The following is a 12,333-nucleotide window of genomic DNA, read 5'->3' as shown; positions in this document are numbered from 1 at the left end:
GCGGGGTAACACGCCAACGGCAGCGTCCTTTGACGCTGCCGTTGGCGTTTCTGCGCTCTGCGCCACGCTCCTGCCCGTCCGCCGGCACATCGCAGCGCCTGCGCGCAATCCGTGGACAAGCCTGTCTTCTGCAACGGCAGTCACGGCCGCCACGGCGGACACTGCCGATCATCGCCGCCAAGCATCCGCCCCCCTTTGGCCGGCGCGCTCCGCGCCGGCCGCCATCGGAGCACCGCGATGAATCGATCCCTGCATTCCCACCTCACCCGCTGCCTGCTGGCCGCGGCGCTCGTGGTCGCCAGCGGCTCGGCCTGGAGCTACGCCATCCAGCAAGGCAAGGTGGTGGACGACGCCGGCAACGCCGTGCAGCTGCGTGGCGTCAACTGGTTCGGTTTCGAGACCTCGCAGCACACCGTGCACGGCCTGTGGGCGCGCAACTGGAAGGACATGATCACGCAGATGCAGGGGCTGGGCTTCAACGCCGTGCGCCTGCCGTTCTGCCCGCAGACGCTGCAGGCGGTCTCGCCCGGCAGCATCGACTACAGCCGCAACCCGGACCTGCAGGGTCTGAACTCGCTGCAGTTGCTCGACAAGGTGATCAACGAACTCAGCAGCCGCGGCATGTACGTGCTGCTCGACCACCACACCCCGGACTGCAACGCGATCTCCGAACTCTGGTACACCGGCAGCTACAGCGAGCAGCAATGGCTGAATGATCTGAGCTTCGTCGCCAAACGCTACGCGTCGGTGCCGGGCGTGATCGGCCTGGACCTGAAGAACGAGCCGCACGGCGCCGCCACCTGGGGCAGCGGCAATGCCGCCACCGACTGGAACAAAGCGGCCGAACACGCGTCGGCGGTGGTGCTGAACGCGGCGCCGAACTGGCTGATCGTGGTCGAGGGCATTTCCAACACGTCCACCTGCTCCAGCAACACCGCCCACTTCTGGGGCGAGAACCTGGAGCCGCTGGCCTGCACGCCGCTGGCCATTCCGGCCAACCGCCTGCTGCTCGCCCCGCACGTGTACGGGCCGGACGTCTACATGCAGCCCTACTTCAGCGCGTCCAACTTCCCGGCCAACATGCCGGCGATCTGGGAGCAGCACTTCGGCCAGTTCGCCCAGGCCGGCCACGCGCTGCTGCTGGGCGAGTTCGGCGGCAAGTACGGCCAGGGCAACCCGCTGGACGTGCAGTGGCAGAACGCGCTGGTCGACTACCTGATCGGCAAGGGCATCCACAGCGGCTTCTACTGGTCGTGGAACCCGAACAGCGGCGACACCGGCGGCATCCTCAACGACGACTGGAGCACGGTGCGCAACGACAAGGTGACCCTGCTGAAGAAGCTCTGGGACGGCGGCAGCAGTGGCGGTGGCAGTGGTGGGGGCGGCAACGGTGGTGGCAATGGCGGCGGCACAACGCCCACGCCGCCGCCGTCCGGCAGCAGCTTCAGCACCAAGGTGCTGGTCGACAGCGACTGGAACGCCGGGTACTGCAACCGTGTGCAGGTGACCAACACCGGCGCCAGCAGCGGCGACTGGACCGCCACCCTGTCGATCAATGGCACGGTCAACAACCTGTGGAACGCCACCTGGACCCAGTCCGGCACCACCCTCAACGCCAGCGGCGTGGACTGGAACAAGACCCTGGCCCCCGGCGCCACTGCCGAGTTCGGCTTCTGCGCCGCGCGCTGAGCGCTGCGCTGCATTCCTGATGCGCGGTACCGGCCCCCACCCGGTGCACCCCGCGGTGTGCCATCAGTCACGTTCCCGCGGCCGCCGCCGCCCCTCTATGCTGGCGCACTGTCCACACTCAGGCCCGGCCCATGCTCCGTCCCTTGTCGCTGTTGATCTCCAGCATCCTCACCCTCGGTACCGGCGCCGCCCTGGTGGCCGCGCCGTCGGCCCTGGCCGCGGCCACGCCGGGCCAGGCGACCGCGCCGGAGATCGCCTACACCCGCTTCACCCTGCCCAACGGCCTGACCGTGGTGGTGCACGAGGACCACAAGGCGCCGGTGGTGGCGGTGAGCATCTGGTACCACATCGGCTCGGGCGACGAGCCGGCCGGCAAGACCGGCTTCGCGCACCTGTTCGAGCACCTGATGTTCTCCGGCTCGGAGAACCACAAGGGCACCTACTTCCAACCGTTCGAGAAGGTCGGCGCCACCGACATGAACGGCACCACCTGGTTCGACCGCACCAACTACTTCGAGACCGTGCCGACCACCGCGCTGGACACGGCGCTGTGGATGGAATCGGACCGCATGGGCCACCTGCTCGGCGCGATCGGCCAGAAGGAACTGGACACCCAGCGCGGCGTGGTCCAGAACGAGAAGCGCCAGGGCCAGAACCGCCCCTACGGCCGCGTCGACGAGAACATCCTGGCCAACATCTTCCCGGCCAACCATCCGTACCAGCACGACACCATCGGCTCGATGGCCGACCTCGACGCGGCCTCGCTGGACGACGTCAAGCAGTGGTTCCACGACAACTACGGCGCCGCCAACACCACCCTGGTGCTGGCCGGCGACATCACCGTGGCGCAGGCCCGCGCCAAGGCCGAGCAGTACTTCGGCGACATCCCCGCCGGCCGGCCGGTACCGCGCCAGCAGCCGTGGATCACCCCGCTGGCCAAGCAGACCCGCGGCGTGCAGCACGACCACGTCGCGCAGCCGCGCATCTACCGCACCTGGGTGGCGCCGCAGCTGGGCACCGACGACGCGGTGCTGCTGGACCTGGCCACCACCGTGCTCGGCGGCGGCAAGACCAGCCGCCTGTACCAGCGCCTGGTCTACCGCGACAAGCTGGCCGACGACGTCTCCGCCGGCCTGCAGTCGTTCGCGCTGGCCAGCCAGCTGCAGATCACCGCCGACGTGAAGGAAGGCGTGGACCCGGCCAAGGTCGAGGCCGCCATCGCCGACGAACTGCAGAAGTTCCTCGCCGAAGGCCCCACCGCCGACGAACTGCAACGCGCCCAGGTCGGCTACCGCGCCGGCTTCGTGCGCGGCCTGGAGAAGGTCGGCGGCTTCGGCGGCAAGGCCACCGTGCTGGCCGAGGGCCAGGTCTACCGCAACGATCCGGGCGCCTACAAGAAGGACCTGCAGCGCGCGCAGGACGCCACCGTCGCCAGCGTGCGCAAGGCCGCCGACACCTGGTTCGGCAAGGGCGATTACCTGCTGACCGTGCTGCCGGCGCCGGAGGGCTTCGATCCGGCGGCCGAGGACAAGGCGGTCAAGCCGCTGGCGGCGGCCCCGGGCAAGCCCGCACCCAAGGTGCCGGCCAAGGCCAACTACAGCGTCGGCAAGTCGCAGGTGGACCGCACCGCCGGCGTGCCGGAGACCAGCCAGTTCCCGAGCCTGAGCTTCCCGCAGCTGCAGCGCGGCAAGCTCAAGAACGGCATCGAGGTGGTGCTGGCCGAGCGCCACACCATCCCGGTCACGCAGATCCAGCTGCTGTTCGATGCCGGTTACGCGACCGACCGCGGCAGCAAGCTCGGCACCGCCAACTTCACTGCGGCGCTGATGAACGAGAGCACCCGCAACCTGGATTCGGTGGACGTGGCGCAGCGCCGCCAGCGCCTGGGTGCGATGACCAGCGTGTCCTGCGAACTGGACAGCTGCGATGCCTCGCTCAACGCGCTCAACGACCAGTTGGCGCCGTCGCTGGACCTGTTCGCCGACATCGTGCGCAACCCGGCGTTCAAGGCCGACGACATCGAGCGCATCCGCGGCCAGTGGCTGGCCTCGATCGCGCAGGAGAAGACCCAGCCGCAGGGCCTGGCGCTGCGCACCCTGCCGCCGCTGCTGTACGGCCCGACCCATCCGTACGGCGTGCCGCTCACCGGCACCGGCACCGAGGCGGCGATCAAGAGCCTCACCGCGGGCGACCTGAGCGCGTTCCAGAACAACTGGCTGCGTCCGGACAACGTGCGCATCCTGGTGGCTGGCGATACCACCCTGGCCAAGATCATCCCGCAACTGGATGCCGCGTTCGGCGACTGGCAGGCCCCGTCCGGCAAGCGCCCGACCAAGACCCTGCCGCAGGTGGCCGCGCAGCCCAAGCCGCGCGTGTTCCTGATCAACCGCGACGACGCCCCGCAATCGCTGATCCTGGCCGGCCTGCTGGCGCCCTCGACCAAGGCGCCGAACAACCTGGCCATCGGCGTGGCCAACGGCGCCTTCGGCGGCACCTTCACCTCGCGGCTGAACATGAACCTGCGCGAGGACAAGCGCTGGGCCTACGGCGCCAACAGCTTCATGATCGACGCGATCGGCCAGCGCCCGTTCCTGTTCTTCGCCCCGGTGCAGACCGACAAGACCGCCGAATCGGCCGCCGAGATCCTCAAGGAAGCCAAGGCCGTGGTCGGCGACAAGCCGCTGACCGCCGCCGAGATCGCCAAGATCAAGGAACAGCGCGTGCGCGCCCTGCCAGGCAGCTTCGAGACCACCGGCGCGGTGCTCAGCGCGATGGAAGGCATCGTCCAGTACGGCCGCCCGGACGACTACGTGCAGACGCTGAAGTCGCGCCTGGAAGCGATCGACCAGCCGGCGGCGGAAGCGGCGATCAAGGAGATCGTGGCGCCGCAGGCGATGACCTGGGTCATCGTCGGCGACCTCAAGCAGATCGAGGCACCGGTGCGCGCGCTGAAGCTGGGCGAGGTGCAGGTGCTGGACAGCGACGGCCAGCCGGTCAAGGCAAAGGCCACGGCGGCCGCCAAGCAGTAACGCCGCACACGCCTGGCGGGACGGCCCCGCCAGGCGCGATGCGCCGGCACCAGCGTGGTCGCCGGCGCCATCACAATGCGTCGCCATCGCCATCGCCATCGCCATCGCCATCGCGCGATGCGACATGCGACATGCGACATGCAACATGCAACATGCGACGGCAGTGACCTCGCACGCTGCGCTCCGGCGCAACCGGCATGCACACGCGCGCGGGCATAGCGCGCAGCCATCGCGGCGCGCTGCATCCATCGGCCGCGCGGGCATGCGAGCGCTGCACGGACGGATGACAAGGCTGCGCGCCGCGCCTTGCGATGTCCGTAACACGGTCCGGCCCGGCATCCTCCAAGAAATCGACTCGCCTCCTGGACGCTGTTGCCGATCGGAGATCGCGATGCACGAGAACCACCCGGCAAGGCCGTTACAGGGCCGGCCATGTCCTTCACGGCACTTGGTCGCAGCGCTTGATATCCCGAAAGCCTGTCCCCGCCCGCCATCGCCATGCCGACCGCTTCGCCCCGCCGCGCCGACGCCGTGCCCCGCATCCGCGTCGGCTGCGCCGGCTGGTCGATCGCCAGCACGCAGCGCGCCCTGGTCGGCGACGGCGCCAGCCAGCTGGCGCGCTATGCCACCCGCTTCGACGTGGTCGAGATCAACTCCACGTTCTATCGCGCCCACCGCGCGAGCACCTACCAGCGCTGGGCCGACAGCGTGCCGACGGGGTTCCGCTTCTCGGCCAAGTTGCCACGCGCGATCACCCACGACGCGCGCCTGTACCGCGTCGGGCCGCTTCTGCAGGCCTTCCTCGGCGAAGTCGGCCATCTCGGCGACAAGCTCGGCTGCCTGCTGGTGCAGTTGCCGCCGAGCCTGGCCTTCGATGCACGCACCGCCGCCACCTTCTTCGCCATGCTGCGGCGCCGCTGGCACCGCGGCATCGCCTGCGAACCGCGCCACGCCAGCTGGTTCAGCGCGCGCGCCGAGGCGCTGTGGCAGCGCCACGGCATCGCGCGCGTGGCCGCCGACCCGGCCCTGGACGCCACCGCCGCACAGCCGGCAGGCACGGCGACGCCGGCCTACTGGCGCTGGCACGGCGCACCGCGCATCTACTACAGCGACTACGCCGACGACACATTGCGCAGCCTGGCCGAGCGCGTCGTCGCCGCCACGCCGCACCCGGACGAAGCCTGGGTGATCTTCGACAACACCGCGCTCGGCCACGCCCTCGACAACGCCGCCACGCTGCAGACGCAGCTGCGCGCGTTCGGCGCTCGCGCAGCCGGCTGACCCGCCACGTCCCGCTGATTCCCACGATGTGCGGGAAAAGCCCGCGCTACGATTGGAACCCGCCTCGCGTTCGCCGCCCCTGCAGGAGTGGCTTCAGCCGCGCCCTCAAGCAGATCGAAGCGTCGGTACGCGCGCTGAAGCTGGGCGAAGTGCAGGTATAGGTGCAGGTGCTGGACAGCGACGGCCAGCCGGTCAGGCACGGATCGGCCAACGTATGCTGCGCTGCGAGGGGATCACAGCGCGACGTGGGCGTCGCGGCACGTGTCGGCAGGTCTTCAGCGCCTGCGTGTCGATGGCACGCTTCGCTGCCGTCGCTGGGCAGCGTGCGATCGCACGCACAAAGGCATACCACGTCTAGGCGCAGTCCCATCGCGGTCGTCGCAGGACCGCATCCACGCGCACGTACTGGCGGCAACCGTCTTGGCGTGCGACCCGTGTCGCTCAGTGGAAGCTCACCGTGCGGATGTCTTCGCCATCGCCCCATCGGGTGCAGGTGTCGCCGCCTTCGATCCAGACCGGTTTTCCCGCCATGTAGGCGGACAGCAACATCGCCAGCTGCGCTTTCCCGGTATCGGACTTCTCGTCCTTGATCATGTAGTACGTGGTGCTGGCCGCGCAGGTCGGACGCTGCGTGGGCGTCGCGTTGATCACGACGTAGTGGACGCCATCGGTCGCGCGGACCGACAGGTCCTTGACGGTCCCGGTCACGCTGCTGGCCGACGCCAGGCCTGGCAACAGGGCGAGGGCGAGCAGGGACGTGGCGAGCGTACGCACATGGCGAGGGTCGAACAGTGTCACGGCCAGGATCCTTGTTGAGTGGCGGCGCACGTTCCCTGCAGCACAGAGACGTCCGGACAGGCCATGCGACAGGCGTTGCAGGCGCATCGATCGCAGATCCCCGCGATCGATGCCATGCACCCGACATGGCGATGGGGCCGAAGTGAAAGCGTGCATCCTATCACTGCAAATCACGCCCTTGCGGCGGTGCAGCGCCGAGGTCGATGCTACGGTCCGGCAGTGCGTCGAAGCCCTTCAATGTGCGCCGTATCACGCATGCGATGTCGTCTACGGTCCGGCTTCGCACACTGGGGTATCGTGACGCGCTTTGCGATCCATGCACGAAGCCCAGCATGCCCATGACCGATGAAGCCCAGCGCCAGCGTGTCCTCGACAGCTACCGCATCGTCGACAGCCTGCCCGAGGACACTTACCAGGACATCGTGCAGATTGCCGCCGCGCTGTGCGATACGCCGATCGCACTGCTGTCGCTGGTGGACCGCGACCGGCAGTGGTTCAAGGCCCGCATGGGCCTGGAGGTGCCGCAGACCGAGCGCAGCCAGGCAGTGTGCGACCACGCGATCCGGGAACCCGAGCAATTGCTGGAAGTGCCCGATCTCGCCGACGACCCGCGTTTCGCCGACATTTCGGTGGTCCGCGGCGACACCGGCGCGCGTTTCTACGCGGGGATGCCGCTGGTGACCGATGAGGGCATCGCCTTGGGCACGGTATGCGTGCTGGACACCACGCCGCGCGAGCTCAAGGACACCCAACGCGACGGCCTGCGCGCGCTGGCGCGCACCGCCATGCGCCTGCTCGACGAACGCCGGGACACGCTGCAGCGCGAACGCGAGGCGCTCCTGCAGGCGCACCCGGTGGCAGACAGCGCAGATGCGGGCGCCAACGGCCGCTACTGGTTGGTGATCCTGGAAGTACAGGAACTGGCCGCGCTGGCAGAACGGCAGAGCGAGCGCATGCTCGGCAGCCGCCTGCAGCAGTTGGACCAGACCCTGGCCAGCTACGTGCAGGACGGCGGTGCCGACAGCGTGGACCGCGCCACCGATAGCGCGGAATTCATCGTGATGCTGCATGGCGCCGATGCCGAACAGAAGCTGCGTGGCCTGCGCGAGATCGCATCCCGGCAGCAGGCGCTCGGACTGACCGTGCTGGTCGGCGACGCCCAGGCCACGCGGGCGGACGAGTCGATCGGGCTGGTGTTCCTGCGCGCCGAAGCCGCGCTCAGCGCCGAGAAGGACCGCCTGCATTCGCAGACGCCCTGAGCGGCGCCGCGGACGCCGACCTGCTGCGTGCATCGGCGCCGGCGGAAGGCTGAACGACCCGCCGTCCGACCTGGGAGCAGCGCCAACCACCCGGCAGACGACATGTCCTCCAAGGCTGGTCCTGGCGACGGACAGCTCGCCGCAGCGGCGGCCCCGTTCTTGCATATCCCAAGATGTTGCGGTCCCTCACCGGTGCGAACCGGACGACGCGCGGCCGCCAAGGAGGATCGGCGGGCCGCGCATCGGATCCGGCCGCGCCCGCCCCGTCTCCGCTTCGGTCGTTTACCATGCCGCACGCATCCTGCTCTGGACCCGACATGAGCCATGCCGCTCCTCCCTGCTGCACCCCACTGCTGAGCCTGTCGCTCGGCCTGTTGCTCGGCAACGTCGACACCGCCATGGCCGAGGCCGGTCCAGCGACGACGCTGACCGCACCGGCACCGCCGCCGCAGACGCCCGACCTGGCCTACCCGGAACTGTTCCAGGCAGTACAGCAGCAGGAGCTGTTCGACGACCAGAAGCACTTCGTCGATGCGCTGCCGCTGCGCGACCCGGCGCTGATCAATGCCGACTATCTGGCGCAGCGCCAGCAACCCGGCTTCGACCTGCGCCGCTTCGTCGCGGCCAACTTCGAGGAATCCGGCCCGGTGCAGACCGAGGCGATCCGCCAGGACACCGGCCTGCGCGAGCACATCGACGCGCTGTGGCCGCTGCTGGTGCGACGCCAGGTCGACGTGCCGGCCTACAGCAGCCTGCTGTCGCTGCCGCATCCCTACGTGGTGCCCGGCGGGCGCTTCCGCGAGGTCTACTACTGGGATTCCTATTTCACCATGCTCGGCCTGGTGGAGAGCGGCGAGCGCGAACGCAGCCGGCAGATGCTGGACAACTTCGCCTACCTGATCGACACCTACGGGCACATCCCCAACGGCAACCGCACCTACTACCTGAGCCGCTCGCAGCCGCCGTTCTTCTCGCACATGGTGCAGTTGCAGGCCAAGGTGGAAGGCGATGCCGCCTACGCGCGCTACCTGCCGCAGTTGCAGAAGGAATACGCCTACTGGATGGAGGGCGCGCAGACCCTGGCCCCGGGCAACGCGCATGCGCACGTGGTGCGGCTGGCCGACGGCAGCCTGCTCAACCGCTACTGGGACGCCCGCGACACGCCGCGGCCGGAAGCCTGGCTGCACGACGTGCGCACCGCCGCCGAGGCCAAGGACCGCCCCGCCGCCGAGGTCTACCGCGACCTGCGCGCTGGCGCCGAGAGCGGCTGGGACTACTCCAGCCGCTGGCTCGGCGACCGCAAGACCCTGGCCAGCATCCGCACCACCGCCATCGTCCCGGTCGACCTGAACAGCCTGCTCTACCACCTGGAGAGCACCCTGGCCCTGGCCTGCGCCAAGAACCCCGGCGCGGCCGGCTGCGATACCGACTACGCGGCCCTGGCCAGCGCGCGCAAGGTGGCGATCGACAAGCACCTGTGGAGCGACGCCGGCTATTACGCCGACTACGACTGGCAGCAGCGCCGGCTGCGCGAGCAGGTCACCGCGGCGGCGTTGTACCCGCTGTTCGTCGGGGTCGCCTCGCCGGCCCGGGCCAAACGCAGCGCCGACACCGTGCAGGCGCAGTTGCTGCGCCCCGGCGGCGTAGCGACCACGCGCCTGCACACTGGCCAGCAATGGGACGAACCCAACGGCTGGGCGCCGCTGCAGTGGATCGCCGTGGACGGCCTGCGCCGCTACGGCCAGGACGCGCTGGCGCAACGCATCGGCAGCCGCTTCCTGGCACGGGTGCAGGCGTTGTTCGCGCAGCAGCACAAGCTGGTGGAGAAGTACGCGGTGGACGCGCAGGCCAAGGGCGGCGGCGGCGGCGAGTACGCCCTGCAGGACGGCTTCGGCTGGACCAACGGCGTGACCCTGTTGCTGCTGGACCTGTACGCGGCGCCGGCCGCAGCGGCGCACGCGCAAGCGCAGGCCGACGCCGAGGCGGAAGCAGTCGCGCTCTGAACCGACGCGGGCGGCAGCGCGGCCACGTCGCGCTCGCCTGCGCACGCGTCAGGACGGGCGGTTAGGGCCGCCGCTATTGCGCCGGCGTTTCCACGGGGGCGCCCATCGCCGTGCGATAACGCTGGTACAGCGCCATCACCTTGTCGATGTACTCGCGGGTCTCCGCATACGGCGGCACGCCGCCGTAGCGCGTCACCGTGCCGATGCCGGCGTTGTAGGCCGCCGCGGCCAGCACCCGGTCGCCAGCGTAGCGGCGCAGCAGCGCGCGCATGTAGCGTGCGCCGCCGGCGATGGACTGGTCGGCCGCGAACGGATCGCGCACGCCGTATTCCTTCGCCACCTCCGGCAACAGTTGCATCACCCCCTGCGCGCCCTTGGGCGAGACCGCGGCAGCGTCGAAGCCGCTCTCGGCATGTGCGATGGCGCGCAGCCACGGCTCGTCCACCCCGGTGGCGCGCGCCGCGGCGCGGAACTGCCTGGCATGCGGTTGCAATTGCGGCGCCCCGACCTTGCCCAGCCCGGGATGCGCCGCCTCGCCCGGCGGGGTCACGGCGGTGAAGCGCAGGTAGGGCCGCGAGCCCGGCAGGTTGCGTGTGGAATAGACCAGTTGGCCGTCCTGCTCGCGCTCGTACAGGGTGCCACTGAACACGCCCAGGTTGCCCCACGGATTGGGCGTGGCGATCGCCGCATCGTCCAGCTCCTTCGGCGTGCAGCGCGAGCCCGGTTCCGGTGCGGTGGCCAGGCTGACCGTGCCGTCGCGCACGCAGCGGTACACGGTGCGCGCGGACGCGCCGGCGACGACGCCACAGCACAGCAGCAGGCACAGCGCGGCACGGGCAAGCGGCATCGGCGACACGATCGGATCGGGCGGGCACGCATCATCGCGCAGCGCGCGTCGAGGCGAGTGATGGCGGGGCTCTGTACGCTGCCCGACAGTTCCCTCCCTCGTAAGAGCGGCTTCAGCCGCGACCACGGTTTCCCTGTAACGCCATCGCGGCTGAAGCCGCTCCTACAGAAATCCGCAACCAGATAACTGGGTGCACTGTGGGAGGGACTTTCAGTCCCGACGCTTCCAAGGTCGGATACATCGCATCCTCCGCTTGCGCGGCCGAAGCGTACCTCTGACAACCCGAGGGGAGCACACACGTAGGAGCGGCTTCAGCCGCGACGAGGAATTCCCTGGAAAGCCATCGCGGCTGAAGCCGCTCCTACAGCAATCCGCAACAAGCTGGCTGGGTGCACTGTGGGAGGGACTTCAGTCCCGACGGCTGCCAAGGTCGAATCGCCGCCTACGGCGCGCAGGCCGCCAGTTTCTGATCGGCGTACCACAACGCGCGCCGTGCCAGGTCGTAGGCGCTGTCGGCCTCGCGCGGCAGCAGTTGCTGCGCGCGGATCGGGTCGGCGCCCTTGGCCATCGCGGTTTCCACCTGCAGCAGCGCGTCCAGGTGCTGCTGCACCGGCGCCAGCAGGCGCGTGCGCTGCGCGGCCGGGCAGGCGCCGCGGCGTTGCTGCAACTCGGCCAGCGCCTGGCGAATCCGCCGACTGGCTTCGCCATCCAACCCCGGCGCCTTTTCGAAGGCGATCGGCGCGGCCTTGTAGGCATCGCCGGTGGCCTCGCTGCCGAGGTCGCTGGGGCGTTCGTGCAGCGCCGGGTTGAAGCGCACGTCCGGCGGCGGCCGCGCCACCGCCGACTGATGGGTGTTCTTGGGCAACAGTTGCCTGATCGCCCGGTCGATGCCCTGCACCGCGACGTCGCCGAGGGTGCCGTCGCTGGCCCAGTCCTTGTCGAAGCGGGTGGACCGGTAGTCGATCGGGTTGGGCCGTTCGAGCAGGCGCTTGGACTTGGCGACGTCGCGCGGATTGAGCGTTCCCGGTGGCGTGCCCTGCGCCTGCGCGAACGGATCCACCGCCACCCCGTCAGGCAGGCGCGGATGGCCATCGCCGGTATAGAGCGTCGCCGCCATGCGCGCGTCGGCCGCGGTCGCCGCAGGCGCTGTCCGCGGCGGCGTCGAAGAAGACGGCGGCGCGGCGGTGGCACGCGCCTGCCGTGCCACCGCCGGCGTGCGCGCGGCCGCCGACGGCGCCCGCACGGAAGGCGGTGGCGGGACCGGGGCGCGCTGCAAGGAGTGCCGTGGCAGAAACACCAGCCGCAGCGCATCCTCGGCCACCGCGCGCGGCGGCGCCGACGGCGCGCCCCACAGCAGGCGCCCCAGCAAGGCCAGGATCATCGCGGTCGCTAGTGCCGCCCACAGCTGCAGCCAACGGTCTTGCGCA

Annotated in this window: 8 protein-coding genes; 5 read left to right on the top strand and 3 right to left on the bottom strand. The window is 69.9% G+C overall.

All coding sequences use genetic code 11. The features are described 5' to 3' along the window. Nucleotides 1-237: 237 nt before the first annotated feature. The 3 genes from GGR71_RS17400 (at nucleotide 238) to GGR71_RS17390 (ending at nucleotide 5,999) form a co-directional block, all read left to right on the top strand. Nucleotides 238-1,689, top strand: coding sequence for a glycoside hydrolase family 5 protein (locus GGR71_RS17400; protein WP_160959592.1), 1,452 nt, complete (start codon nucleotides 238-240; stop codon nucleotides 1,687-1,689). 131 nt (nucleotides 1,690-1,820) lie between these two features. Further along, nucleotides 1,821-4,718, top strand: a complete 2,898-nt coding sequence (locus tag GGR71_RS17395; RefSeq protein ID WP_160959590.1) for a M16 family metallopeptidase — start codon at nucleotides 1,821-1,823, stop codon at nucleotides 4,716-4,718. Between the two features lie 498 nt (nucleotides 4,719-5,216). Further along, a complete protein-coding gene (locus GGR71_RS17390) occupies nucleotides 5,217-5,999 on the top strand; it encodes a DUF72 domain-containing protein (RefSeq protein WP_160959587.1) in 783 nt (260 codons plus the stop codon). Between the two features lie 441 nt (nucleotides 6,000-6,440). Here GGR71_RS17390 and GGR71_RS17385 read toward each other — a convergent pair whose 3' ends face one another. Beyond that, nucleotides 6,441-6,797, bottom strand: a complete 357-nt coding sequence (locus tag GGR71_RS17385; RefSeq protein ID WP_343160809.1) for a hypothetical protein — start codon at nucleotides 6,795-6,797, stop codon at nucleotides 6,441-6,443. Between the two features lie 332 nt (nucleotides 6,798-7,129). Here GGR71_RS17385 and GGR71_RS17380 point away from each other — a divergent pair, with 332 nt between their 5' ends. Beyond that, nucleotides 7,130-8,056 carry a GAF domain-containing protein gene (locus GGR71_RS17380; protein WP_237474346.1) on the top strand — a complete coding sequence of 309 codons (927 nt, stop codon included), beginning with the start codon at nucleotides 7,130-7,132 and terminating at the stop codon, nucleotides 8,054-8,056. Between the two features lie 317 nt (nucleotides 8,057-8,373). Next, nucleotides 8,374-10,059, top strand: a complete 1,686-nt coding sequence (treA, locus tag GGR71_RS17375; protein WP_160959583.1) for an alpha,alpha-trehalase TreA — start codon at nucleotides 8,374-8,376, stop codon at nucleotides 10,057-10,059. Between the two features lie 73 nt (nucleotides 10,060-10,132). On the opposite strand, the gene GGR71_RS17370 is transcribed toward treA, so the two are convergent. Together GGR71_RS17370 and GGR71_RS17365 are read right to left on the bottom strand one after the other, a co-directional pair. Further along, a complete protein-coding gene (locus tag GGR71_RS17370; RefSeq protein WP_160959580.1) occupies nucleotides 10,133-10,906 on the bottom strand; it encodes a lytic transglycosylase domain-containing protein in 774 nt (257 codons plus the stop codon). Nucleotides 10,907-11,348: 442 nt separating this feature from the next. Then, nucleotides 11,349-12,287 (bottom strand): hypothetical protein, encoded by a 939-nt coding sequence (locus tag GGR71_RS17365; RefSeq protein WP_456362638.1) that lies wholly within the window; start codon nucleotides 12,285-12,287, stop codon nucleotides 11,349-11,351. Nucleotides 12,288-12,333: the final 46 nt, after the last annotated feature.

The organism is Xanthomonas sp. F1, assembly GCF_014199855.1.
The sequence above is the reverse complement of the archived record's forward strand: the minus strand, read 5'-3'. Positions and strand labels throughout refer to the sequence as shown.

What these genes read in the sequence shown, in the direction of transcription:
- GGR71_RS17400 (WP_160959592.1), top strand. Translation starts at nt 238, where the DNA reads ATGAATCGATCCCTGCATTCCCACCTCACCCGCTGCCTGCTGGCCGCG.
- GGR71_RS17395 (WP_160959590.1), top strand. Translation starts at nt 1,821, where the DNA reads ATGCTCCGTCCCTTGTCGCTGTTGATCTCCAGCATCCTCACCCTCGGT.
- GGR71_RS17390 (WP_160959587.1), top strand. Translation starts at nt 5,217, where the DNA reads ATGCCGACCGCTTCGCCCCGCCGCGCCGACGCCGTGCCCCGCATCCGC.
- GGR71_RS17380 (WP_237474346.1), top strand. Translation starts at nt 7,130, where the DNA reads ATGCCCATGACCGATGAAGCCCAGCGCCAGCGTGTCCTCGACAGCTAC.
- treA (WP_160959583.1), top strand. Translation starts at nt 8,374, where the DNA reads ATGAGCCATGCCGCTCCTCCCTGCTGCACCCCACTGCTGAGCCTGTCG.
- GGR71_RS17370 (WP_160959580.1), bottom strand. Translation starts at nt 10,906, where the DNA reads ATGCCGCTTGCCCGTGCCGCGCTGTGCCTGCTGCTGTGCTGTGGCGTC.
- GGR71_RS17365 (WP_456362638.1), bottom strand. Translation starts at nt 12,287, where the DNA reads ATGATCCTGGCCTTGCTGGGGCGCCTGCTGTGGGGCGCGCCGTCGGCG.